30 protein-coding genes and 2 pseudogenes are annotated in these 24,378 nt (G+C 41.5%); 5 read left to right on the top strand and 27 right to left on the bottom strand.

Features of this window, described 5'->3' with window-relative positions; all coding sequences use genetic code 11:
- Window positions 1-80 precede the first annotated feature (80 nt).
- Both MHB63_16690 and MHB63_16685 read right to left on the bottom strand, forming a co-directional pair.
- On the bottom strand, window positions 81-875 hold the full coding sequence (locus tag MHB63_16690; protein MEK3808156.1) for an SDR family oxidoreductase: 795 nt from the start codon (window positions 873-875) through the stop codon (window positions 81-83).
- A gap of 10 nt (window positions 876-885) precedes the next feature.
- The gene (locus MHB63_16685) at window positions 886-1,842 is read right to left on the bottom strand and encodes an MBL fold metallo-hydrolase (GenBank protein ID MEK3808155.1); all 957 of its coding nucleotides are present in this window, start codon (window positions 1,840-1,842) and stop codon (window positions 886-888) included.
- A gap of 498 nt (window positions 1,843-2,340) precedes the next feature.
- On the opposite strand from MHB63_16685, the gene proC reads away from it, so the two are divergent.
- The 4 genes from proC to MHB63_16665 all read left to right on the top strand — a co-directional run bounded on the left by proC (window position 2,341) and on the right by MHB63_16665 (window position 4,636).
- Entirely contained in the window at window positions 2,341-3,180 is an 840-nt protein-coding gene (gene proC / locus MHB63_16680; GenBank protein MEK3808154.1) for a pyrroline-5-carboxylate reductase, read from the top strand.
- A 75-nt stretch (window positions 3,181-3,255) separates the two neighbouring features.
- Window positions 3,256-3,561: an antibiotic biosynthesis monooxygenase gene (locus MHB63_16675; GenBank protein MEK3808153.1), complete on the top strand. Its 306-nt coding sequence runs from the start codon at window positions 3,256-3,258 to the stop codon at window positions 3,559-3,561.
- The gene (locus MHB63_16670) at window positions 3,558-3,920 is read left to right on the top strand and encodes a hypothetical protein (GenBank protein ID MEK3808152.1); all 363 of its coding nucleotides are present in this window, start codon (window positions 3,558-3,560) and stop codon (window positions 3,918-3,920) included. The genes MHB63_16675 and MHB63_16670 overlap by 4 nt, the downstream gene beginning before the upstream one ends.
- A 20-nt stretch (window positions 3,921-3,940) precedes the next feature.
- Complete coding sequence (locus tag MHB63_16665; protein ID MEK3808151.1) at window positions 3,941-4,636, top strand: cobalamin-dependent protein; 696 nt, start codon at window positions 3,941-3,943, stop codon at window positions 4,634-4,636.
- Between the two features lie 24 nt (window positions 4,637-4,660).
- Here MHB63_16665 and MHB63_16660 read toward each other — a convergent pair.
- From MHB63_16660 to MHB63_16650, 3 genes and pseudogenes are all read right to left on the bottom strand, one after another.
- Window positions 4,661-5,099 (bottom strand): annotated as a pseudogene (locus MHB63_16660) (NUDIX domain-containing protein).
- Window positions 5,087-5,800: an alpha/beta hydrolase gene (locus MHB63_16655; GenBank protein MEK3808150.1), complete on the bottom strand. Its 714-nt coding sequence runs from the start codon at window positions 5,798-5,800 to the stop codon at window positions 5,087-5,089. Before MHB63_16655 ends, MHB63_16660 begins: the two are co-directional and overlap by 13 nt.
- Before the next feature lie 41 nt (window positions 5,801-5,841).
- Window positions 5,842-7,494 carry a M20/M25/M40 family metallo-hydrolase gene (locus MHB63_16650; protein MEK3808149.1) on the bottom strand — a complete coding sequence of 551 codons (1,653 nt, stop codon included), beginning with the start codon at window positions 7,492-7,494 and terminating at the stop codon, window positions 5,842-5,844.
- Between the two features lie 510 nt (window positions 7,495-8,004).
- On the opposite strand from MHB63_16650, the gene namA reads away from it, so the two are divergent.
- A complete protein-coding gene (namA, locus tag MHB63_16645; protein MEK3808148.1) occupies window positions 8,005-9,021 on the top strand; it encodes an NADPH dehydrogenase NamA in 1,017 nt (338 codons plus the stop codon).
- Window positions 9,022-9,106: 85 nt separating this feature from the next.
- Here the strand turns inward: namA and MHB63_16640 are convergent, their stop codons facing one another.
- The 22 genes and pseudogenes from MHB63_16640 to MHB63_16535 form a co-directional block, all read right to left on the bottom strand.
- Window positions 9,107-9,895 carry a class I SAM-dependent methyltransferase gene (locus tag MHB63_16640; protein MEK3808147.1) on the bottom strand — a complete coding sequence of 263 codons (789 nt, stop codon included), beginning with the start codon at window positions 9,893-9,895 and terminating at the stop codon, window positions 9,107-9,109.
- An 18-nt stretch (window positions 9,896-9,913) separates the two neighbouring features.
- The gene (locus MHB63_16635) at window positions 9,914-10,399 is read right to left on the bottom strand and encodes an NUDIX hydrolase (protein ID MEK3808146.1); all 486 of its coding nucleotides are present in this window, start codon (window positions 10,397-10,399) and stop codon (window positions 9,914-9,916) included.
- A gap of 6 nt (window positions 10,400-10,405) precedes the next feature.
- A pseudogene (locus MHB63_16630) lies at window positions 10,406-10,537 on the bottom strand (DNA mismatch repair protein MutT).
- 32 nt (window positions 10,538-10,569) lie between these two features.
- The gene (locus MHB63_16625) at window positions 10,570-10,995 is read right to left on the bottom strand and encodes a GNAT family N-acetyltransferase (protein MEK3808145.1); all 426 of its coding nucleotides are present in this window, start codon (window positions 10,993-10,995) and stop codon (window positions 10,570-10,572) included.
- 56 nt (window positions 10,996-11,051) lie between these two features.
- Window positions 11,052-11,585 (bottom strand): ClbS/DfsB family four-helix bundle protein, encoded by a 534-nt coding sequence (locus MHB63_16620; GenBank protein ID MEK3808144.1) that lies wholly within the window; start codon window positions 11,583-11,585, stop codon window positions 11,052-11,054.
- A gap of 51 nt (window positions 11,586-11,636) precedes the next feature.
- On the bottom strand, window positions 11,637-12,092 hold the full coding sequence (locus tag MHB63_16615) for a DUF5063 domain-containing protein (GenBank protein ID MEK3808143.1): 456 nt from the start codon (window positions 12,090-12,092) through the stop codon (window positions 11,637-11,639).
- Window positions 12,093-12,186: 94 nt separating this feature from the next.
- Complete coding sequence (locus MHB63_16610) at window positions 12,187-12,561, bottom strand: DUF2750 domain-containing protein (GenBank protein ID MEK3808142.1); 375 nt, start codon at window positions 12,559-12,561, stop codon at window positions 12,187-12,189.
- A 237-nt stretch (window positions 12,562-12,798) separates the two neighbouring features.
- The gene (locus MHB63_16605) at window positions 12,799-13,047 is read right to left on the bottom strand and encodes a DUF3147 family protein (protein ID MEK3808141.1); all 249 of its coding nucleotides are present in this window, start codon (window positions 13,045-13,047) and stop codon (window positions 12,799-12,801) included.
- The gene (locus tag MHB63_16600) at window positions 13,031-13,453 is read right to left on the bottom strand and encodes a MarR family transcriptional regulator (GenBank protein MEK3808140.1); all 423 of its coding nucleotides are present in this window, start codon (window positions 13,451-13,453) and stop codon (window positions 13,031-13,033) included. Before MHB63_16600 ends, MHB63_16605 begins: the two co-directional genes overlap by 17 nt.
- A gap of 200 nt (window positions 13,454-13,653) precedes the next feature.
- Complete coding sequence (locus tag MHB63_16595; GenBank protein MEK3808139.1) at window positions 13,654-14,349, bottom strand: GNAT family N-acetyltransferase; 696 nt, start codon at window positions 14,347-14,349, stop codon at window positions 13,654-13,656.
- Between the two features lie 127 nt (window positions 14,350-14,476).
- The gene (locus MHB63_16590; protein MEK3808138.1) at window positions 14,477-14,878 is read right to left on the bottom strand and encodes an NUDIX domain-containing protein; all 402 of its coding nucleotides are present in this window, start codon (window positions 14,876-14,878) and stop codon (window positions 14,477-14,479) included.
- 638 nt (window positions 14,879-15,516) lie between these two features.
- On the bottom strand, window positions 15,517-15,990 hold the full coding sequence (locus MHB63_16585; GenBank protein MEK3808137.1) for a class I SAM-dependent methyltransferase: 474 nt from the start codon (window positions 15,988-15,990) through the stop codon (window positions 15,517-15,519).
- Window positions 15,991-16,316: 326 nt separating this feature from the next.
- On the bottom strand, window positions 16,317-17,180 hold the full coding sequence (locus MHB63_16580) for a GNAT family N-acetyltransferase (GenBank protein MEK3808136.1): 864 nt from the start codon (window positions 17,178-17,180) through the stop codon (window positions 16,317-16,319).
- Window positions 17,181-17,227: 47 nt separating this feature from the next.
- Window positions 17,228-17,647: a DNA polymerase III subunit beta gene (locus tag MHB63_16575; GenBank protein ID MEK3808135.1), complete on the bottom strand. Its 420-nt coding sequence runs from the start codon at window positions 17,645-17,647 to the stop codon at window positions 17,228-17,230.
- A 34-nt stretch (window positions 17,648-17,681) separates the two neighbouring features.
- The gene (gene dnaN / locus MHB63_16570; protein MEK3808134.1) at window positions 17,682-18,353 is read right to left on the bottom strand and encodes a DNA polymerase III subunit beta; all 672 of its coding nucleotides are present in this window, start codon (window positions 18,351-18,353) and stop codon (window positions 17,682-17,684) included.
- 168 nt (window positions 18,354-18,521) lie between these two features.
- A complete protein-coding gene (locus tag MHB63_16565; protein ID MEK3808133.1) occupies window positions 18,522-19,661 on the bottom strand; it encodes a hypothetical protein in 1,140 nt (379 codons plus the stop codon).
- 1 nt (window position 19,662) lies between these two features.
- The gene (locus MHB63_16560; GenBank protein MEK3808132.1) at window positions 19,663-20,898 is read right to left on the bottom strand and encodes a hypothetical protein; all 1,236 of its coding nucleotides are present in this window, start codon (window positions 20,896-20,898) and stop codon (window positions 19,663-19,665) included.
- A gap of 5 nt (window positions 20,899-20,903) precedes the next feature.
- Window positions 20,904-21,776, bottom strand: a complete 873-nt coding sequence (locus MHB63_16555) for an ABC transporter ATP-binding protein (protein ID MEK3808131.1) — start codon at window positions 21,774-21,776, stop codon at window positions 20,904-20,906.
- Window positions 21,770-22,534, bottom strand: a complete 765-nt coding sequence (locus tag MHB63_16550) for a hypothetical protein (protein ID MEK3808130.1) — start codon at window positions 22,532-22,534, stop codon at window positions 21,770-21,772. Before MHB63_16550 ends, MHB63_16555 begins: the two co-directional genes overlap by 7 nt.
- The gene (locus tag MHB63_16545) at window positions 22,521-23,075 is read right to left on the bottom strand and encodes a sigma-70 family RNA polymerase sigma factor (protein ID MEK3808129.1); all 555 of its coding nucleotides are present in this window, start codon (window positions 23,073-23,075) and stop codon (window positions 22,521-22,523) included. Before MHB63_16545 ends, MHB63_16550 begins: the two co-directional genes overlap by 14 nt.
- A gap of 211 nt (window positions 23,076-23,286) precedes the next feature.
- The gene (locus MHB63_16540; protein MEK3808128.1) at window positions 23,287-23,793 is read right to left on the bottom strand and encodes a DUF402 domain-containing protein; all 507 of its coding nucleotides are present in this window, start codon (window positions 23,791-23,793) and stop codon (window positions 23,287-23,289) included.
- Window positions 23,794-23,840: 47 nt separating this feature from the next.
- Window positions 23,841-24,347, bottom strand: coding sequence for a GrpB family protein (locus tag MHB63_16535; GenBank protein MEK3808127.1), 507 nt, complete (start codon window positions 24,345-24,347; stop codon window positions 23,841-23,843).
- Window positions 24,348-24,378 lie beyond the last annotated feature (31 nt).

Raw genomic sequence — 24,378 nt, 5'->3', positions numbered from 1 at the left:
TATGAGGTAAACACTGGTAAAGTATGAGTTTTCCCCTCAAAAAACAGCCCTGCTCATGAGAGCAGGGCTGTTTTTTGTCTTTATTTTCTTGATAGTGCTTTTCCCGCGAGCTTTTCAAACACGCGCGGCATGAGCTGATAAAAGCTGCTGCCGGCATTCATCCAGCCGGGAAGGTTGATTTCGCGCTTTTCGGTCATCATGGCGCTGACAATTTTTTCAGATACTTTATCAGGATCAAGCATGAAGCGCTGAACATTTTTCACGTACGTTCCGCTCTGATCTGCAATATTGAAAAAATTCGTCTGGATAGGGCCCGGATTGACAGATGTTACGTGAATGCCGGTGCCGGCAAGCTCCATCCGGAGGCTGTTCGTGAAGCCGAGAACCGCATGCTTTGTGGCTGAGTACAGGCTTGATTTCGGTGTTGCGAGCTTTCCGGCCTGTGAGGCAATGTTGATGATATGGCCGTCGTTCCGTGCTCTCATCCCCGGCAGGACCATTTTGGTGCAGGCGATCAGTCCGAATACGTTAACCTCAAACATGGAGGTCATTTCATCCAGCGTTGCTTCTTCCACTGTGTTAAAGATGCCGAAACCGGCGTTGTTCACAAGCACATCAATCTGGGGAACACTGTCTAAAATCCGGGCGAACGTCTGTGCAACAGCGTCCAGGTCGCTTACGTCCAGCGGATAATACGTGCAGGTGACGCCATATTGATCAGAGATTCGTTTTGCTGCTGCCGCAAGCAGGTCAGCCCGTCTTGCAATCAGGATTGGATGTGCGCCGCTTGCCGCTGCGAGTGCGGCCATTTTTTCGCCGATCCCGCCTGATGCGCCTGTAATGACGACATAGCGGTCTTTCAGTTTTTGATTCATTTCGCTCACCTCAGCAAGAGTAAAGGATGTGTACCCCTTCCATTTGACCCTTAATTTCCCCCATAGCTTCCAGATAATCCAGCTGTCCCACCGTTTCTGACATCGTGAGCATCATCTGCTTCTGATAAAGATGCGGAAACAGCCTTTCGGATACTTCAAACGCTGTCATCGGCTTTTCTTTTAAAAACGACAGCACTTCATAGGCGCGTTCTTTTTGTCTTTTCAACCGATATTGTATCAGTTCGTGCGGATTTGCGACAGTTTCACCATGCCCGGAATGCACACTTGAGAGCGGGATTTTCAAAAGAGCCTCAAAGGATTCATTAAACTGCAGCTGCGGTTTCGGCCGCGCCCCGCCTTCCATCGACGGTTCCAATAACGGATTTGCCGATATATGCTTCAGGATATGGTCCCCTCCAAACATCATGCCATCCTCAGCCCTGTAAAGCGCGATATGCGTCTGCGCATGCCCCGGTGTCTCAATGACGTGCCACCCGTTCATTCCCGGAACAGGATCTCCTTCTCTAAGGTCTGATGAGAGCTCCCGTTTGCATGAATATTTTAGATTCGATACAAATCTCGCAAGGTAAGGAAGCTGCTTTTCTTCAACGCCCAACTCGGCAAACAGCTTCAGAAAAAAGGTCTTTTGCTCTTCCATAAATACCTGGTCCTGGCTGATCCACGGAGCATTGTAGCGGTGACCGATCACTTCAGCAGACTCGGGCAGATAATCGAGCAGCCCGACATGATCCGGATGGTGGTGGGTCAAAATCACCTGTTCGATGTCCTCCGGCCGGTACCCGGCATCCTTCATCTGGGCTGTAAGAGCGGCAAATGCCTCAGGTGTTTTCGGGCCGGCATCAATCAGGGTAAGGCGGTCTCCTTTTACAAGATAAACGTTCACATCCCCCACAGGAAAAGGCGTCGGGAGGGTGATAGGGATTATGTAATCTGATTTTAGTTTCATACCATCGTCCTCATTTTGTTATTTTTATATATGTCTACTATATTCAATACATGTAAAATGAATGCTTATTCACCTATTATTAAGCCTATTTTACACGTTCCCTGCAAACGTGTCATTATTTTCAAATAATTCACCGGTCATTATTGAAAAAATACTCCTTGACAAACGCCTGTCCAACCTCGCATAATGATGAACAACTAATATGCTTTAACGCGCGAATGCTGCAAAATAAATAACGTAATGAGCTGTGAACAGGAATAGTAGATCCGCAATGATGAACAGAGAATGAAACCCGCCGGCTGAAAGGTTTCATCATCCTCTTGCCGGTCGAACCTGCCCTGTGAGCTTTCAGGCAAACCTGACGCTGCCCCTCGATACGGGAGCATAAGCTGGAGTGATTCACGTCGCTCAATGAAGGTGGTACCGCGGAAACCGTTTCGTCCTTTTTTTACTGGACGAGGCGGTTTTTATTTTGAAAAAAATTTCAGGAGGAAAAAGATGAAAAACATCGCATTTACAGGTGCAGGAGCTATAGCCGAAGCCATCATCAACGGGTTAATCAGCGACGGTGTCTGCCTCCCTGGCCAACTAGTTGTCACGAACCATTCAAATGATGAACGCCTTTCATTTTTAAAAGAGTCCTACGGAGTCTCAGTCACAAGAGACAAGCGCGAAGCTGTCAAACATGCCGATATCATCATTCTTGCCATGAAGCCGAAAGATGTCAGAGCAGGGATTGAAAGCATACGGGAGCATGTGACAGGCAGCCAATTAATTATTTCAGTCCTTGCGGGAATTTCTACAGAAACGATTCAGGAGCTTTTCGGAAAAAAACTGTCCGTAATCAGGGCTATGCCAAATACATCAGCTGCCATCCGGAAATCGGCAACCGCCCTTGCCTGCACACCGGAAGTCAGCCAGGCGGAACTGGATGCAGCATCCGAACTGTTCCGCGCGATCGGTACGGTCGTGCACGTTTCAGAAAACCAGCTCGATGCGGTTACAGGCCTTTCAGGGAGCGGACCTGCCTACATCTATTACTTAGCAGAGGCACTGGAAGCAGCTGCAGCCGATAATGGCATTGAAGCACACACGGCAAAAGCACTTATTGCCCAGACTCTCCTAGGAGCGGCCGAAATGCTCCTGCATTCTGGAAAACAGCCGGAACTTCTCAGAAAAGAAGTAACAAGTCCGGGGGGCACGACAGAGGCCGGCATTGCAAGGCTTGAGCACTATGCCGTTAAAAAAGCATTAAGAGAATGTGTGAAAACAGCGACGGAACGCTCTGCCGAAATGGGTGAATTGTTTGCAAAAAACGCTCAAAAAGAGCATACTTGACAAGATAAGGTGCAGGAAATATCTCAGCCTTGTTGAAGTTAAAAAGGAACGTCACATTTACAGACAGGTGGTTGCATGTATACAGTTTTTTCGACCTTCGATGTGCCGGATGCAAAGGCCGAAGAAGTCATTTCCATATATCAGAACCGTTCAAGAATGGTAGATGAAGCAGACGGATTTGTTGATTTTCTGCTTCTGCAAAATGATAAGCGGCCGGGAGAATTAACCGTGCAGCTGCTATTTGAAAGAAGAGAAGATTACATGAACTGGGTCAAAAGCGAGGATTTCAAAAAGATTCATGACCTTGAAAAGAAGTATCCGGATCAGGAACTCGCTGCTGTCATTCCAAAGGTAAAACAATACAAGGTGGTCGCGCGATGAGCTTTTTCCCTGCGGATCAGATTGTATATGAAGCAACCGAGAAAATCTATCAAAATGAGCCGTCCCTTCTTGAGAGATTCGGAGAAAAAGGCAAAGAGAAATGCAGAGAAGATAATCATCATCATCTTAAGCACCTTCAAACCGCCTATGACCTGGAAAATGCCCAGGTGTTTGCGGACTATGCCATCTGGCTGAACGGCATTCTTGTCAAACACGGCATGAAGACGCAGCATTTGATTGATAACTATGATTACTTGAAAGAAGTGCTCCTTGAAATGGAGATTCAGGATCAGGAGAGAGTGTCTGCCTACCTGGCTTACCTTAAAGCCGGCACAGATGCACTAATGAACGAGAAATAAAGAGAAATGGGGTGCTCTGTATGAAGAGTTCAGCAGCTTTTGAGTTTGCAAACCTGCTGCTTGACGGCAATGAAACAGCCGCTGTTCAGCTGGTTAAGGACCACAGTCACCTGTCACGGATCCAACTGTTTGAAGAGTTGTTTACCCCCGCCATGCAGCATGTCGGGGACTTATGGGAAAATAATGAGATTACGGTTGCAGATGAACACCTTGCAAGTGTTGTGTGCGACTTTATCCTTTCAACCCTGTATCCACCGGAACAGTATCCCGAGTCAGAAAACAGAAACAAGGCCATGCTGCTTTGCGTGGAAGGCGAGCAGCATTATCTCGGACTGAAGATGGTCAACAGCCTGTTTGATCAGCAGGGCTGGGAAACCCATTACTTAGGACCAAATCTTCCGCTGGAGTACGCCATCAAGAAAGCAGAACTCTGGAAACCGGAAGTGATTTGCCTTTCAGTATCTATCGTATATCATCTTCCGAACGTCAAAAAGTACATTGATGCCCTTTCTTCCCTTCCTAACCACCCGGCGATCCTGCTTGGGGGACGAATTGTCGGCCAGTATGATATCAGTCCTTACAGCTCTGGAAACACAGAAATCATGTACGACCTGAAATCGGTGGACAACTGGCTGAAGAGACACAGTCTGATTAAAAACAGCGGCAGATCTTCTTTGCTTACTGTAAAAGCAAATGAAAGTCTGACCCGATATTAAAAAAAGCGGCCGGACGCCATCCCGTTAAAGGATGACGCCTGCCGCTTTTTTGCGTTCTGCAAGACGGATACTGGTTTTCAGCCACACAGGTGCATTCGAATTGAGCAAAAATTTCCTCCGCCGTCATCCAGGCAACAGCCGAAACTTCCTCCTCGCTTTTCGGATGGGCCGTCCCGCTTTTATATTCGCATAAAAACACGATGTTCACGACAGGAAAGCCGTCATCTGACTCGAACGATGCACTATGAACATATTGGACTTCATCCTTAACCACAACACCTGTCTCCTCTTCCACTTCCCGTTTGACCGTGTTTTCCAGAATATCCATTGCAGCGCCTTCTTTTTCGGCTTTTCCGCCTGGCAGGGAAAGCAGCCCTGCGGCGTGCTCCTCCTGCAGGCTGCGTTCGATAATCAGCCATTTATCTTCTTTAAAAACGGCTCCTTCTGCGTTTACGATGAACATTCTGTTCTCCCTCCCCCGTCTATCTGACTGCATAGCCACTCTACAGCAAGCTTTTCAACTTCATCAAGATGCTCCATAAAACTGTGCGAAGCTCCATCGATCACCTCAAGTTTTGAACCTTCAGGCAGCCACTTCATTCCCCTTTTTGACGTCTCCGAAAGCATCCTTTCTTCTTCGTCCGCATTCCCGTGTATGATCAAAATCGGACAAGCAACGGCCGACAGCAGCTCCTTCTGGTTCCCCTGTTCAAAATCAAGGAGCATCTGCTGATCGATGATGATTTGTTTCCGGGGACCGGAGGAAAGATGCTCTGTAATCACTCCTGTTTCATGCAGCTCTCTCATTTGCTCAGCTGTGAAGTGGTCATTCCAGTTGTACGTGTTCGGGCCTGTTGACGCACCAGTCAGAATCATCGTTTTCACTTCTCTTGTATAGATTCTGCTTCCAAGGCTGTGGCCATAAAGGACAATCGAATGAAAGCCGCGTTGTTTTGCGTATTCAATAACCGACTGAAGATCATCCTTTTCTTTTGCCATTGTCAGCGTATCGTCATCACTCTCGCCGCAGCCGCTGAAATCAAAGGCAAGCACGTTCCATCCGAGCGACTGGAAGACAGCGGCAAACCGGTCGAACCGGCCACGCGATGACTTGTCCGACGTAAACCCGGCACATGATGACAAGTCTGCGGGAAGCTGCTTCATATAAATGGCCGATGAGGGTAAGTCCCCTCGAATTTTTCAGCTCAAGCCTGATGCAGTTCATCACTGTCTGCTTTTTTAAAAATTTGTTTCAATGTATAATTCAGAAGCTCCGGGCACGTTTCAAAGGAGTACGGCAGATGCAGGCGCTCTGTCCACTTATGCGGGTCTTTTCCGTAAGGGCCGACGTTTAAAACAGGAATATTCAGCGCTTTAATTTCATCAAGCGGCAGCTTATAGTGATCCCCGTAGATCGGCATATTGGCCGTCAGCTCGCGGATTGACTCCTCACTGTCACGCAGCTGAAGAAAGCTCAGATCCGACAGGCCCGCAAAGTACTCCTGATTCACAAGAGAGATTCCGAAATTGCTGCCGGCATAGCTCTGCACATCCGACAGGACCTCCTGGATAAACGCGTCCTCTTTAGATGAAACGGACGGATAAAACGGCGGACTGTAGAACACAACGATTAAAGGAGCAAGCTCCTTGCACAGCCCGGACAGACCGGAAACAATTTTATTCGTAAAATGACGGTCATCAAGATCACCGCGGTTGGCTTTCAAGTACCCTATGTGCCTGTTGACTTCTTCCTCGCCGACCTTTTGAATGGCGTAGGCAAGCAGTTCGTCATAAGACATGACCGTTACCCGGTAGGATGCAGGCGTGTAGCCGACAGACTTGCTGTAATGCCTGGCTTTTTCATCATAAAACTTCTCCACTCTGCGCGCTGCGGCAGAGGCGGTATTCATCAGCATCCCGTGCAATTCAAGCATGCTGCGTTTCATCGTCAAAATGTTAAACAGCGAAACGGCTTCATGCGGAATCTGCACCGAATACTCCTCTTTCAAATCTTTTTGCATAAGATTCATCGGCGGCGGTGTCACTTCTCCCCCGACTCTTTCCGAGTAGTTTTCATTCAGCTCAAGCAGCCTGTTCAGCTCGGAAATAAGCAAATTCGCATTCAGTCCCGAAAAAGGCTCCCCAACATGGGTTTCCACCCCGCTGCAGTAAAATCCGGCCAGTACTTTTCCGATTGATCCGCTGTACACATAATAGTTCTCATCATTCGGATACCTCGAAAACATCGGCTCTGAATTGACGCAGGCCGTGTAGGAAAGACCGTGTTTTTGTTTCAGCTTTTGAAGGACGGGCACAGCACCGAGCATCCCTGCTGAATTCACTTCTTCATCAGGAACCGTCAGCAGGAGCAGATTCCCGTCAAACTCCCCGTTCATCGCCTGCTCAAGCATGCCAAGCTGAACCGTCAGTCCTGCCTTCATATCCATCGTTCCCCGGCCAAACAGCCAGTCGCCAGTTTCAATATCCTCTTTTACAGGAGCAGGCAGGAGATTCACTGCGTTGGTCAGCTCTTTCGTCAATTCATGAGGACGGAAGGCAAGATGCTCAAGATGGCCGTAATCCTTCACATCCACCACATCGAAATGGCTCATAAGGATTACCGTATCTTCAGTTTCTTTCTTGCTTTTAACAAAAGCCGTCAGGAAATAGCGGCCGTCTTCAAGAGGATGCAGTTTCACATGATCCGGATGTTCTTTGAAATAAGGAAAATCATTCAGCACATAATAAAGATGCTGGGCAAGAGCGATCTCATCCTTTGATCCCGTGATGCTCGCAAGATTCACTAGTCCTGTTAAAAGCTCTGTCAGCTGCTGTTTCGATTGCCATTTTGCTGTCATGATGAGACCTCCTAAAATAGATGCTGACTCTATTCTAAAGAATTTTCGCAATTTTTAAAAGAGGGTCATTTTGGCTATGGGGAGTGGATTTGGAGGAGTGGGTTTGCACTTTTGGTATCCTATATTTTTTGAGCTTCTAATTATAGGTCAGCATTTTGTCTTTTTGGTACCTTATATTTCCGGTGCTCCCGATTATAGGGCAGCATTTTCGCTTTTTGGTACCCTATATTTTCGGTGCTCGCGATTATGGGATAGCATTTTCACTTTTTGTTCCCCCATATTTTCGGCGCTCGCGTTTATGGGATAGCATTATTACTTTTTGCTACCCCATATTTTCGACGCTCCTGATAATAAGGATGCATTTTTCCTTTTTGTTACCCTATTTCTCCGGTGCTCCTGATTATAGGGCAGCATTCACTCAATGCTCCATCGTCAGGCAACTTACATGAACTCTGACCGCAAAGCTGATATACTTTTTTTATGAAATTTCACTCAGGGAGGCAATCAAACATGAAGAATCACTTATTTACACCATACACCGTAAAAAACGTTACACTTAAAAACCGGATCGTCATGTCTCCGATGTGCATGTACTCATCACACCGCGAAGGCGGAATGGTCGAGGATTTTCATATGACCCATTACATTAGCCGCGCCATTGGCGGTACGGGGCTAATCATGATTGAAGCGACATCCGTTACGCCTCAGGGCAGAATCTCTCCGCAGGATCTTGGCATCTGGAGCGATGACCATATCGAAGGCCTGAAAAAATTAGTTGATGGCATGAAAGAAAATGGCGCCAAAACGGCAATCCAGCTGGCACATGCAGGAAGAAAAGCGGTCCTTGAAGGCGAGATTGTCTCACCATCCGCCCTTGCATTCAATGAAAAAAGCAAAACACCTGTTGAGATGACAACAGAAAAAATTAAAGAAACCATTCAAGCTTTTAAAGACGGAGCAATCCGTGCGAAAAAAGCGGGATTTGATATCATCGAGCTTCACGGCGCACACGGATACTTAATCAACCAGTTCCTCTCGCCGCTTTCCAATCAGCGGACAGACGAATACGGCGGCAGCAAAGAAAACCGCTACCGCTTCCTGAAAGAAATCATTGATGCTGTTAACGAAGTCTGGGACGGACCGCTGTTTGTAAGGGTCTCTGCAAAAGACTACAACCCGGAAGGACTGAATGTTGAGGATTACGTGGATTACTGCTCATGGATGAAAGAACAGGGAGTCGATCTGATTGATGTCAGCTCAGGTGCCCTTGTTCCGGCAGATATCAAAGTCTTCCCTGGCTACCAGGTGAAATTTGCCGAGCGCATCCGCGAAGGAGCCGGCATCGATACTGGTGCTGTCGGCCTGATCACAACCGGAACACAGGCTGAAGAAATCCTTGGCAACGGCCGAGCAGATCTTATCTTCATTGCACGCGCCCTGCTTCGTGACCCATACTGGCCGCGGAATGCAGCAGCTGAACTTGGCGTTGAGATTGAGGCGCCTAAGCAGTATGCACGCGGGTGGTAAAGAAGCGTTATAATCAAACTGGCTACACAGAAAAAGGTACTGCATTATGCATTAATGCAGTACCCTTTTTTGTTTACAAAGCTGGTTACTTCTCCTCTGCTTTTTGACAAACATACACCATTTCTTTACTTCCGCTTGTCAGCGGATCCTCATTCCAGTCCCCGTATACGTTTATTATCTTGAACCCGTTCATACTCAGCAGTCTTTCCATTTCCATAGGAAACACATAGCGCAGAGATATCTCAGTTTTTTTCTCTTTAACTTCCTCTCCCGCCTCATTCTTATACTTCCTTATTGTTTTGTTATGCTGGATCTGGCTGATGGGATCATAAGAGGATAGGCAGTATACGTCTACTTGCAACTTAGACTCTGCATCTTCATAAGTCTGCCAAAATTCCTCTGTCCCTGCTGGAAACAGCTCTTCTGCGCCGGGAAATCTGGTTCCAAAAATAAAAATCCCATCAGGATTTAAATGCCGGCTGACTGAAGCCAATAGCTTATCCTGTTCATCGTTTGTAAGAAAATGCTGAAAAGAATTTCCAACGGAATAGGTGAGATCCGCTGTGGTTTCGAGGTTTAAATCCATACAGTCCTGCTGTATCCAATCGATTTCAAGACGTAAGTCTGAAGACTTTCTCCTTGCCTCATCCAGCATTCCTTTATGGACATCCACTCCAATTACGCGATGACCCTTCCTCGCTAAAGGAATAGTGGCTCTCCCTGTACCGCAGGCAATATCGATTATTGCTCCTTTTGTCAGCGATGCCCATTTCACCAATAAGGGAATGTCGCTTGTATAAGAATCGTTTTCCCCGTCATAGAGCGAGGGGTTGTCGTACTCTTCGAAGTTGTAGTGTGACTTTTTTTCTTGCATGAAGGTCTCCTTTTCTTCTCAATCTTTTATTTCCCACTCTTCATACACCTCAACATCAGGACTGAGCACCTCTTCTTCTACCCACCTAAATGCTTTAAGAACCAGCGGTGATGCCTCATTTATACGTGCCTCACCTTTTGATATCCAAAGCGCACCAAGCGAATCCTGGCCTTCAAACTGATGAGGGATCTTTAAATTGCCGCCAACTTTTTCAACTAAATAAAATGCCGCAATGTGATGAACATATTCATAATCATTCCAGCCCCATGGCAGCATAAAATCTGCTATACCAACGTTTTTTACCACTTTTACTTCAATGCCAGTCTCTTCAAGGAATTCCCTCTTCAAAGCGGCTGTCAGACTTTCACCGGGTTCTAAACTTCCTCCCGGAAGGTCAAAGCGATTTATGTAAGGTCCTCTGTTCTTCTTAATCACGAGCAGGTCTTTGCCCTGTGTGTATATGCCATAAACTCCAAAAGCTCTGTGAATTTTTTTGTCCTTCATTCATTTCCCCCATGTATGACTGTCTGCTCTCAGCTGTAACAATATCTCTTCCTTCTCATTGAAAACCATCGCACCAACTGCAACCATAATTACTTTTTCATGACCTACCATAGATCTCAAATAGTTTATATAGTCCATTGAGTCCTCCATATCAAAACTCACTTCTTATTTCAGACAGTTCGTTTTTTAAAATAAATCACTTCAGGATCCCCATCATCCAAATTTTCCACAATGCCGCTTTCAATGAACCCATTTGAAAGAAAGACTTTATGCATATCTGCATTAGATTGATTCGTTGAAGAAAAAACCTTCTCTTTTGCGGATGACTTCACCATCTCATCCATTAGCAAACTTGCAAATCCTCTGCGTCTCTTGGACGGGGCCACAATAACGAGGGAGATAAACGCACACTCAAAGAAGCTGGTATCATGAATGAGAAATCCAGCAATCTCTTCTTCCTCCATTGCAATGAGGCACTGTCTATTCTCGATAGCACGTTTTATCATTCCCCGCCTGCTTGCGTTGCCAATAACCTCACTGTCTATGTCTACTAACCTATCTAAGTCTGCAATGTCTGCAGCAAGAATACTTTTCATGTTTCTGCCCCTTTATAAGTTTAATAATCTCCTTTAACGTTGGAACCCATGAACAATCACTTTACAGACCTATCCATTTCCTGTTCTTGAATACAATTTGCAATCACTTCGCATTTTTTTATTGCCCAAATGTAATGACTGGATGTGTTTGCTTCAAAATAGCTGTATAAATTACTTGTTTTTGTCCACTTATAGTATTTTTTTGTCATGATTTCTTCATTTGTATGTAAGTTGATTAAGTCCATTACTCTTCCATGGCTTAACTTTACTTTTTTTATGGCTTGATTCAATGTTACATCCTGATATACTTCCCAGATCTTCATATTGAACAGTTTTATACTGCTCCACTTATAACCCGGTGCCGGCATAAACGGATGATCTCCATCCATACCTTCCCGGTACCATCTCTCAAGCATGGCATGCCATTCATAAAGGTGCATTAATACATCGCGAAAATTCTTGTCTCGCTCTTGAGTATCAATAGAAATCGTTCTTTTTCTGCTAGGAACAGATTCGATGATTTCAAGCAATGATTTAAAATTCGAGTCGCTATTCAACAATAGATTTTCTTTTTCATTTATAACAGTCATTTCAATCTCCTTATTTCCCCAAAATTATGTTTTCACTTCTTTCTCAACCACTTACCTCTCTGCCCCTACTGCCCAATGAAGCGCACGCATAGCCTGCAAAGCATGCTGCCCCCAATGCGATTCAAAGGTGAATTTCCAATGCCATGCCGCTTCCAGCCGTTTATCTTTTTGATACATCATCAGACCTTCCTTTACATCTCTGTAAATATCTTGAAGATCATCATTTAAACTGCATGCAACAGGTTCTTCATCCGTGTATGGATCAAACAAGGCCCAATAATCAGCGATATCTCCAAGATTGATATCCGGTAAAGCAAAATCCAATACAGTGATCTTCTCTTCAGCAAGGTCCGATTCTGGAAGAGTCAAAGCTGCTGCATACAAGGATGAAATCGTTCTAAGAAGATTCATAACCTTGTCTGACTCAGAGGATAATGTGAAATTTTCTATCAGATGACAGAATTCTGATGCCATTTTAACAAATGCTTCCGCCTCTTTTGCGCACATCTTTCTCTCCTCCACTTCCGAAAATCCAAATAAGAAAACTGACCAATTTGCATTGCTTCTATAAAAAACGTTGTTCTAGGTAACATGCATTCATTTAATAGTTTTCCAGTTCCATTTCAAGATCCTTAAGCAGAACATCTATACTTACCGCTTCCATATCGTTTCCTAAAGGAAAAATAGATGGGATAATGCCATTCTTTTTCATGCCTGGAAGCCACTTCTCGATAAAATCATCCAAGCTGATTGATCTTGCTTTATACGATGCCCACTCTTTTTCAGCACTGATTTCTGCAAATTCTTTTTTAGGAAAAAAGGGGATCAATAATTTCCCATCTTCATCCCTGAAAGTGGCCCAGCCATCGCTGAACAAACTCCAGACTTCTTCATAATCAGTGACTCTTTTAATAAAATACTCATATCTGACATTGGATGGCAGCTTCAATACTGCGTTAATTTCTACAATATGCATTTAATCATCCCTTAGCGGTTACTTCCTGGAATCAGATTTGCAAAAGGAATTCAGGGAAATTTTTCTAAATCTTTAACTTAATCATATACTATTCCGTTACTAAAATCTTTTCAAATAAAGCTAAATTTCTTATCATTTGAATAAATGAATTTTTAAAAAACCAATTAGATTTTGCTGAATGATTAAAAAAAGAAACCAGCCGCCAACCCCTGCAAAAATAGAAGCATACAGGTTCACTTAATTCTTTACTAATAGATACACGATAAGCAGCAAAACAGCAGTTGATGGAAACCCCCAAAGAACTCCTAAAGCAAACTTACTCAAGCTCTCACTTCCTTCTCCTTGAACAGATAACCAAATAATGCTTAATAAACTTACAAGTGGGAGAGCTGCGATGATTCCTCCATATGCAGGGAAACGACGTGCAATTTCCGTAACAATGCCAATAATGACGGCAGAAACAAGAATTTTAACCAAAAGGTACATTTTGTGCACGCTCCCTCAGCAGTATAAAGGCAGATTCTACTGCTGATTTCTCATTCAAAGACAGACTGTTCCAAATAGCATTCAGCTTATTCTCGTCAAGACTTGTATTTCTTTGCAATACTTCTCTTCCTAAATTGGTCAGTTTCAAGATAACTCTTCTTTCATCTGATGGATCTCTCTCTTTAATCAAGTAATTTTTTTCAATAATTCGTTTTACATTTTCAGAAGCTGTATTGTGGGAAACATTTAGGTATGATGAAATATCATTGATTCCAACATTCTGTTTTTTTTCAATTAGCTGGAGAATTCTTATTACTTGATGAGTAATCTTTTCCTTGTGAGAATAGTGCAAAGCGAAATAGATATCTGTCCAGCAGTCATTTAGCTCTCTAACTTTAAACTCCATATTGAACACCTCATTTTATATCGTATAAGATGATTATATCTACATGTACGACATAATACAATATAATTTAGACGCCTCCATTTGAAAGACGCCATGTGGTTAATTAACGGGTTCGTTTGAAGGGCGCAAACTGCTACATAACACGATAAATATCAGAGCAATTAGCATACTAATCCGCATAGGAATGAACAGGTTCGCTGTTATTTTATTAGTAAATTATCTTCTAGTTCCATCTTTTTAAGAGAATTATTAAGGGCCTCTTTATCAATTTTATTTATAAAAGAATACTTTTCTTTATAAATGGCACTTATAGCTTTTTGAATCTCTTCTTTCCTTTGCTTACTAGTATCAAAATTTTTAATAAAAAGGTTAAGTGGTATATCTTCCACCTCATTATGCAGAGATGGTTGCAAGTATCTAATTTCATCGCACATTTCGTAGTTATTTCTAGCAAAAAATCGATTTCTTTTTATACAATCTTCCTTCTCTCCTTCTGTATGTACGATATCTTGAGTTTCCGTTTCTAACAAAATAGCTTTAAGTGATGCGTTTCCAGCTGAAATGGCATCTTGGAACAATAAACTTTCTAATTCAACTAATGTTTTTGATCCTAATCCCTTACTTCGTACTATTGGATTAGTTACTAAATATACAATGAATCCTGAATTTACGTCAGCAAAATAGTGTCCTGTTGCAAATGAAACGAGCTGATCTCCTTCCAATCCCATCAAAAAATGGTAGTTATTCGGCCTTCTTGTCTTTGCGTATTGTAAACTCCTTAGAAAAACACTATGTGGTTCTCTCACTTGAATAGGAAATGCTTGATCATATAATTCCATAGCCATTTCTAGGTTAATTAAATTATCCTCTGAAATTTCTGTCCACTGTATCGTCATAAGATAACCACCAGTCTATTATTAATCATTTGTAATAGTATAGTCCTTATTCAACGCCCCCCAATTACTCAATAAGAAAAGGAGACCAGCTTTGCTGCAATCGCTGCCACATGGTTGAAGAAGTAACTTACATTTGCTCTTTCAATAATTCTGTCAATCCGCTTGGATAAAGCACCTTTCCTCCAGAAAAAATTTCTTCTTTTAAAATCCATTTTGCACAAGTAACTTTATTTCCTTCAGAAACTGTAAAATATTCTTGCTGGTATAAATTCGTATCTTTAAATTCCACTAAGTATATCTGTGTTATTTCGTGTCCTATGTTTTCGTTTATTTTAAATATATTTTCTATGCAGGAAATATATCTTCTGACAACAACTTCAACGCGTATTTCTTCACTAAACTCTCTCACTAATGTCTCACTCGACTTTTCGCCGAATTCGATTGTACCGCCTATGGGACGGTAATACAAACCTATTCCTTTTGAGTTCTGTCCTTCCTGCTCTTCCAATGTGTTTGCTCTTGGATACATCAATTTATCTCCCTTGAAAATAATGCTATCTAGTAATCTCTATTTAGAACATTAAAATTCTTCTTTCACTAACCTTTATTAATGAATAGGCAATCCACTTTTCAGCAGACGCTCCATTTAAATCAATGAATCTAGATCTTCCTTACCTTTTACGGAATAACAATAAATGACTGATCTCGAACGACAACTGTTTCCGGTTTAAAGCGGATAAGAAGATTATTGTTGTTAAAACTACTAAAACGCTTATCCCATTTCTCTTCAGCTGTTCCTAAATAGCGGGACAACAACCTTTTAGCTAAATTAATGTCAAAAGGTTCAACTGAATGCATTGATTTATCAATCTAAAAATTTCTCCACTATTACTACATACAGAATAAAATTTGAAATTCTCAAAAGATCCCTATTGCATATCAAATTACTAAAAAGAAATGTCCGCAATCATATTCCTTCAATTTCAAAACGTGCTTATATTTTTCAATCCACCTGCCGCACTCCAGATCAGTTTTTAATTTATCCAAACACACCTTAACATCTTCACCTTTGGCAAGTGGAGAAGTGCCTTTTTGAAAGTTTCTGTTTAAATATAATTTTGGTTTTCTCCAACCAGAAAAGAAAAAATGATCTACTAAATCGAAGGGTCAAGGATAGGGTACAACCTCGGCTCGTCGTTCCACCTGTTCCTCAAGTAATTGAAATAATTCATTTATTGGAGGATGAATTAGACAGGCAGTTTCTAAAATAGACTTAAAGTAATCAAATAACCAACAATCTTCATTACATAATCTTGGATCTAATGTGAAGATGACAATTTTCCCGTCATCCTTTAACACCCTTTTCATTTCTCGAAAACAAAGTGATAAATCTTGAAAATGATGAGATGCAAGAGTACATACAATACCATCCACTGAGTTGTCTTCTAATGGTATTTGCTCAGCAAAACCTTCTTTCCAATTTGGATTCTTATGTTTCCTAGCCTGAGTCCTCATTATTTTAGATGGTTGAAGTGCTATGACATCATACCCGCTATCAGCTAATTCATAGCTGTAATTTCCGGTACCTGCACCTATATCTAATATGGTTGAGAATGGTTTTACGCCTAGTTCTTGCAACAATTTTTGGGTAATGCGTGGGTCCGCCTTTCTCTTCCTAAGCCTTATATAAAAAGGCGATCAACTTTGCTGCAATCTCCTTCTTTAATAGAATGCTTGATGATTCCATATTATCACAATTGTCCTATATCCTTTTAAAATTACCTAAATGAAAAAGCACATCATTTTAATTTTTGAATGGCGTGCGAATACTTTGCGATTTCCTGTTTTTCAAATCTGAACCGAACTCGTTAGTGGTTGATTTTCTTTTCTAAAATAAATGTTTTCAAACTATGTCATACTAGGAAAATTCAAAAAAGTGGGATTTTTCCTGCTAATAGATTGTTTATCTACCCAAACACCTGAGCTGCAATTCCAAACAATGTCTGATTTCTTGCAGGCATTGACGTTGATCGAATGATCATTATTGGCGGATTGCTTACCCTTCTAAATCCTCTCTGCATTAGTAACTGCATAAATTCCTTATTCCCTTCCGGTACATCCATTCTCAGTTTTCCACGATACAGTGAAGCCAATTGGTCTGTCAGCAGGGCAGCTATTTGACTATTGGGTGCTACAATGGGTCCCAAGATCACATTTTCAGGACCTAAAACAGCAGCTCCGTAACCAATCACATCTCCATTTGAATTTTTCACAATTAAACATTTCGCTGCTTGTCTGAGTCGATTACGGAGGAATACGTTTCTTCCGGCTCCGAATGCACGCTCATCAATCTTAACGACTTGATTCAAATCTATTTCTTTAAAATCTTCCAGGATAACATCACCGAAGGTTAACTCTGCCGGTGCAAGATAGTTTTCACAAAAAAATTTATGTACACTGCTGACAGGTGTAAACCCCATCTTTTCGTAGAGATTTCTTCCCTCTGGTGTAGAAATCAACATGACTGAACAGGTTTCAGGAACAGAATCAATACACTTTTGAGTAGCCTTTTTCCCCAATCCCATCCCTCTGTACATTTCATCTACGATGACCATTCCTATAGAAGCTGCACCATATTCATATGGAATAATGGCAGCACTTGACACAATTTTGCCTTTGCTGGTCTTATGTCCGAAGATGGTACCAGATGAGATAACAGTGCCAATCTCATTTTCATCATAGTCCCAGCCAACTGATTGGGATAAATCAATCAGATCAGGTATATCTTGTTTTACAAATTGAACTAACTGTAAGAGTGTCTCATTAATCATAATTCTCAGTTTCTCCTAAATGATAGTATAGATATAATAAATACTGTTCACCAAGAACGCACTGGTGAAAGAAGATGAAGATAAGAAGAATGAACAGGTTCAATCTTGACCGGTCTCATTGCTCCGTCAAAACTCAGTCTGATCTCTTTTTCATCTATTACCTTTAAAACTTCCATCAAAAAACGTCCATCCAGTGCAATCTGCAGGTTTGCCTCACCGGTCATTTCCTTAACCGATTGAGTTTCTTCTATTATTCCTATTTCTGACGAGTCAGAGGAAATGTTTATTCTCTTACCGTCCTTCATTTCGAAATGAATCATGTTCTTTTTTCCCTCACTTGAAAAAAGACAAGCTCGATCCACACCCAATAATAACTGTGCTGTATCCAATGTAATGACCGTTCTCGAGTATTCAGGCAATAAACTGGGTATGTTTGGAAAATGACCTTCAACTAATCTTGAAAACATAGAGATAGTTGGTAATTTAAACTTTATATAGCTGTCAGTAATAATAAATCTGTGTATCCCCCGTATCATGCTGAATCAGTTTGGCTAGCTCCGTGAGGCTCTTCCTTGGCACATTGCACGACCCGTCAATAGCTGATCTGATGGTTAGCTCTGTTAATGCTAAACGATGGGAATCCGTCGCTGCACACGAGAAGAGATTTTCGTTAAATGTCATATTGACAGCTGTGAGAACAGGTCTATTCTCACTCGAGGAGACAGCAAAAGCTGTTTGTTTAATGACTTCAATCAATTTGCTGCTTGGGATAACCGCACACTTTTCTTCGTCGACTAAAGGAGTTTTAGGATATTCCTCACCATTTAATCCGTTTAGGCGAGTTACAATATCACCGGACCGAATAGTAGCAGTCTGTTTGTTAACTTTTATATGTATCTTACCTGGAAGTTTTTTTACAAGATTACTAAAATACTTTGCTGAGATAACATCACTGCCCTGTTCAAAAATTTGCAGCACTTGCTTCCCATCAATCACCCTTGGAATCATTTTCTCTATAAATAGATCAGAATCACTCCCTACAAGTACCAAGCTATGATCAGTGGCGATTATCTTAATTCCTGACAGAATCGGAAAAGATGTACTTACAGAAACAGCTTTACTTACATCTAAAATTGCTTTGTAAAGACATTCATTCTCAATCGTAAACTCCATAAATAGGGCCCACCTTAAATTAATCTTGTATAAACGTATTCGACAAAATGTTTTATATTTCCTGTTATTCACTTAATAGGCCGCAATTTCCCATAAAAAAAAAAAAAACGATTACCATTTACAGTAATCGTTCCTTCTGCTAAATCTGCCTTTAAATCAAACAAACACTTACACTATGTCCCGTTTCATCTCTCTTTTCCATATGGCTGACATGAAGACAATCACCGCTCCCAAAAACAGTACATACCCTAACGGCACCAACCAGATTGGCTGCCTAAGACTCACTATGTCACCAATCAAAAACCTTGTCACTACAGCTATCATCACAAAAACCGTCACGATTTGCACACCAATAAGTCCGATTGTATGAGACACAATCGTTGAAATGGTTATCGTTAAAATACTGAGCAGTAAAGAAACTAAAAATATAGCGAGCACTGACAATATGATATACTGCCAAAACGTAAGGTCATACCATGAGTAAAGGTTGTTCATTGCATATAATGGCAAATCAAAATGTGACGATGTTTGATTTGCAGCGTAAATGGACAAGTAAACACCTAGTAAAAGCGTTGTCAGCAATACTGAACTTGCTAATCCGGCCAGCCACTTCGTCTTGTAAATCCTTCTTCCTTTTTTCGAACTATATTGAAGCAGTTCCACAGCTGTCAGTTTATCTCTCAAAAAAATGGGAGAAAGCAAGATTGCTATGCTGATGAAGAGGTTAATCGCCATATTCTTTTTTACATTTATAAAATTATCTAATACAGTACTAGTATAAAATGAATATTTTTCATCACGGATGATTTCTTCAATATGCTTCTTCAGAGCACCAGTTGTTCCCTCAATTTTGGATTCCAAAGAGGCAGTCCGGTATTTATAACGCTCTTCTATCGTGTATTCCATAGCCTGCAGCTCCCAGAAGAGATCTTCATTCCGTTCAAAGAAGACTAAATCGTGATAGTCCATTTGTTTTTGACTATCGTCTTCTGCGTTTTTAAAAGCTTCAAAGGATGTCAGCCCTGCTGCTTTCGCTTTTGGGTCATTCTGCAAGTATGTATCAGCATCTTCCACTTTCTTTTCATATTGCGCAACAAAGTCTGCAAATTCCCGCTCATTCACATCTGGCCCATACTTTGGAATGTTCTGCTGCTCTAAGGTGAAATGGTCAATAGCCGGCCGCCCATTCGGGAAATACTGGATATGAAATTCAAAAAGCAAGAAATATAAAACTGCATTTGCAAATAGAAGGAGAGTGATGATTTTCCAGGAAAAAATTTTTTTCATTTCCATCCAGAATAGTTGCATATTAAACGATATCCTTTCTATAAAAACGCCTCATCGCCAGGCTGCTGATAACAACGCCTGCCGCAAACCAGCTTGCCAATGTAACGATTTCATAATGTTCAAACATTGTTAAACCGGACACTCCAGAAAAATACATATGAGGATTTACTAATAACAGCGTCAAATTGAAATTCATCAAAATCAGAACCAGTGGAATTCCGGCAAAAAAAGACGGGATCACAAACATACTGACCAGCAGCAAAATCATGACGATCCATGTCATATAGCTATTTTTTATAACTATGCTTAATGCAAAAGTCAGTAAAGACACGATCATCAATATCAAGGATAGAATGGCAATTGCCATCCATAAATAGTGATGAAACTCTATTGGCCACCGTGTAATATACGGCAATTTGTATTCCCAGTTCAGACCGCTGCTTATAAGCGAATGCCAAAGCCCCGAATAATCATAAAATTGAAAGTATGCCAGTAAGCTTATTCCGAATAATGGAACGATCAAAAGCAACGTGCTCAGCAGACTTGCCGCAAGCTTATTCCAGATTAATTTCCGACCTCTTTTTGTCGTATACGCAACTAACTGCGAGCGATTTTCAAACTCGTAATTTGAGATAAGGGCTGTGAGGAGGACAACGAGCATGACACCCTCAAGAGCTGTATTTTTAAGGAGGCTTCGAAATAATTCAGTATGCATGCGATAATCTCCAGCAAAAAACCACTGCTTATATTCTGCATTTCCCTTCATTTCCTCAAGTCGTGTATCCAGCTTTTTATATTCAGCCGATACGACTTCTTCTGTAAACCCGCTTAAACTAAGCTCTTTAACCATTTTGTCCCGCATTTGATCGGCATCCAGTTCCGAATAGCGTTCGTCCAGACTTTTTCCCAAGCCTATGTACATCTGCATCAGACCGATACGGTCGATTTCCTGCTGCTCTTCTTTACTCGCCATCGAGTAGTGTTCAAACGTCATAGACTTTAAGAATGCATCGGCATCTTGATAGCTAGAATCAAATTGACGTACATCTTCATTTACATGTTCCTGCATCGTGTTCAAAATGGAATCATCAAAAGTCAGTCCGTATTCTTCTACAATATGATTTACAACCTTTAACTCAGCCTTATTGTCAGCGCCACTGAAAATTGTAAAGAGATTAAACGAAATAAATAACCCCAGCAAACAAAGGATGACGGGTGAACCTAACGCTTTTTTCATTTCCATCCACGTGATTTGCATGTTGATTACCCGCCCGTGCTTTCATTTGCATATTCAACCAAAAAGACATCTTCCAATTGCGGATGAACCGGTTTCCACGCCGGGTCAGCCTGCTCATCTGCAACAAATCTGACCAGCATGGCCCCATGCTCCTGCTTTTCCTGCAGGGTTAAATATGTGTTTCGGAATGATGAAAAATCATCAAACGACATGGACGTCTCAAACACTTTTCCAGCCAGAGTTTCACAAATCTCCGAAACAGAAGCCTTATGCAGCAGCTCTTTATTTTTAATCATGATAATTTCATTTGCGATGGATTCAATATCCGATACAATGTGTGTGGAAATAATGATGATGCGGTTTCGGGCCAATTCAGATAATAAATGACGAAAACGCGCACGTTCTTTCGGATCTAACCCTGCTGTCGGCTCATCGAGGATAAGAATCTTCGGATCGTTCAGCAATGCTTGCGCAATACCGACACGCTGTATCATTCCGCCTGAAAATTTCTTCATTTTTTTATTTTTCACTTCTGAAAGTGCCACCATCTCAAGTACTTCGTCGATGCGCTGTCCTGCAGATTTTCTATCCATTCCTTTTAGCGCTGCTAAATACGTCAGGTATTGTTTTGGTGTCTTGTGTTTGTAATAACCGAATTGCTGCGGCAAGTAGCCTATTAGCTCGCGGTAAGACTCTCCAAGCGATTCAATTGACTCACCCTTATACAGGATGGTTCCGCTTGTGGGCTGAATAAGGGTAACCAGCATTTTAATCAACGTCGTCTTACCGGCACCATTTGGCGAAAGCAATCCGAAAATCCCCTGATCGAACGTTAAATGAACGGCATTAAGCGCTGTAAAATCACCATATCGTTTTCCTAAATCCTTTAGCTCTAACATGCCAAAGCCTCCTCCTGTCTTCGATTAAATACGTGTTTCAAAGAAATCAGATAGATCCAGAAACTAACCAGCAGAATAACGCCATAAGAAATCATTGATAGACTGTTGAGCACCGCTCCATACTCTTCTCCTGGCAAAAGAAATAATGCTGTATTGACCAGAACCCATCCGGCTATAAATAAAACACTGCGTTTCAAAAAATGGCCTGACCTTAAAACGAACAGCAGCCCCGCTGAAAATACAAACAAACCGGTCATTGACACAAGGATTCCACGCAGGACATTGAGATCCACTTGATAGGACAGAATGAAAACAACTGTCATGTTAACAAAAATAGCCATGCTGCTGAACACAAGCATTCTAACAACTAATAATTGATAGACCGTATATTTCATTGTCATCTCTAATTCAAATGTGCCATTTGCTTTTTTCTGATAGTAGTCATATGCCATGAAGCTGAGAAAAGACAGTGGAGACAGAACAAAGAGCATGCCATAAAAGTCAGCTTCCTGAACAGCCGGTTCATTACTTACTAAAAACAAATAGGCCAATACAATAATCATTAAACAGCCGCTGAATAATGCCTCACCCCGATTAATGAAAAGATACTGCCAGCCCATTTGACGTCTTATTTCAGCAATTGACAGTATTAAATTTTGTTTTTTCGGGAGACCCTGTTTTACAATCAGTGCTACCTGTTTATTGATGTCTTCATCAGAAGGATAGGGGATTGACCATTTACTCTTATCCGTTGCCATGATTCTCAATCTCCTTTCTCAGCTTCTTTAAAATGGCATAATACTTTGTTTTCACCGATGATTCAGACAGAACCAACAGCCCTGCAATCTCATGAAATGTCAGTTCTAAAAACAATTTAAAGCGGACAATTTGCTGATCTTTCACATCAAATCTCTGGAGCAGTTCATTCACAAGCTGTATGTCCTCTTTTGTAGAGAGCTGCTCTACAACACTGTCTGACCCTTCCATTTCAATTTCCTCTACATATACCGTTTGCTGGCCAGCCTGATACGATCTCGAGCGGAAATAATCAATGCAATGATTAGACGCAATTCGATAAAGCCATGTGCGGAATGAAGCTTTGTTTCCATCAAAATGCGAAATGGACTGCAGCGCGCGGATAAAAATTTCCTGTGTCAAATCCTGTGCCATTTGTTCGTCCAAAAATTGTCTATAAACAAACGCAAACATTTCTCTATAGTATTTCTTGATCAATTTATTGGCACTTTCCTCATGGGCACTCTGCTGAATTTTTCTAATCCATCTGCCCTCAAAATCCACCGAAGCATCACATCACTTTCATCGTTCACCTGTATATTCGTAAAGACATTTTAAATAGTTTTAGAAATTTAATTTTTTCATCATAAAAAATGCAGGCAGAAAACATATCCGTTTTCTTCCTGCATTTTTCAGTTTACCTATCTATTACGTATTTTTCCATTCATTTTTCAATTTCTTATGGGATAACTCGTTTGAGCTGACCCCTAACCGTTTAGATTCTTTCAACTAAAAGTTTCATCAAAGCCCCATCAAAAGGAAATTCTTCTCTCTTGATTTTCCCTTTCAATTCTTCCAGTGATTGAATGGCGTAGTCTTTAAGATCTGGAGGATAGTTGTATGCAGAGCTATTAATCTCAAATTCATCTTCATCAAGAACTTCCCAGTCGTCATTTAACCGCTTCACCAAATCCAAGTCCAAATCGATAAAGGAAAGACGGTTATCATTAAATACAGATGGCATTGAAATATTGCAGTAATAAGAGATGACTTCCCTATTCTCTACCTCCATCGCAACTGTAAATCCATCCTTTAAAGAAAAAAATTCTAACGACTCATTAGGAATTTTAAAGGTTGTCCCTTTTGTATGATGCGTTAATGTTCTACCCGCCTTGCAAAGCACTAAGACATATTCAGATGTTGTCTTCAGTAATTCTCCCTGCCATTCATAGTGAATGGTGTTTGGGTACTTTAATGCTGAAATAGTGATGATTGGTCCCATAAAACAGCACCTTTTTACGGGGTACGTGCATTCAGGATGTACCCATTTTAGATTTTTTCTAAAATCGCCTTAACAAATTCCGTTTTTTCATCTGCATATTTATGTTTATCATTCAAATTTGAGCTTGCTAAGGCAAGCTTCAGCTGTTCATATTCCTTTCTCTGCGTCTCGTTCCTTCTCAAGTAATCTCTGAATCTCAGCTGTTCAGCCAAGAATCTATTACCTGTTTCGTACATATGGATCTGGTGTGTTCTCGGTTCTCCTTTATTGAAGTAATGCCTTTCCGGTAAAACGTTAGTGCCCCCGTAAGAGTAGCCAATTTTCTCTAGTGCGGGTGCACACTTTTCTCCGTCTGAGAAATCATGTATTTCTATAGCTATGTCAATGATAGGCTTTGCACAAAGACCTTCGATGGCTGTACTTCCAATATGATGAACGCGATGGACGTAAGGACCAATCAAATCTTGAATGCGCTGCTTCTCTGTCTCAAATTCGGTTATCCATTCGTTCGTCCATGGCACTAAAAAAACTTCACCTTTGGGTAATCCGAGCATTTTGCATCTCCTTCCTACTATCACCATTATA

It is taken from the genome of Bacillus sp. FSL H8-0547, assembly GCA_038002745.1.
Lineage (GTDB): Bacteria > Bacillota > Bacilli > Bacillales > Bacillaceae > Bacillus_P.
Note: the sequence above shows the minus strand (reverse complement) of the source record. Positions and strands in the feature narration are given on the sequence as shown.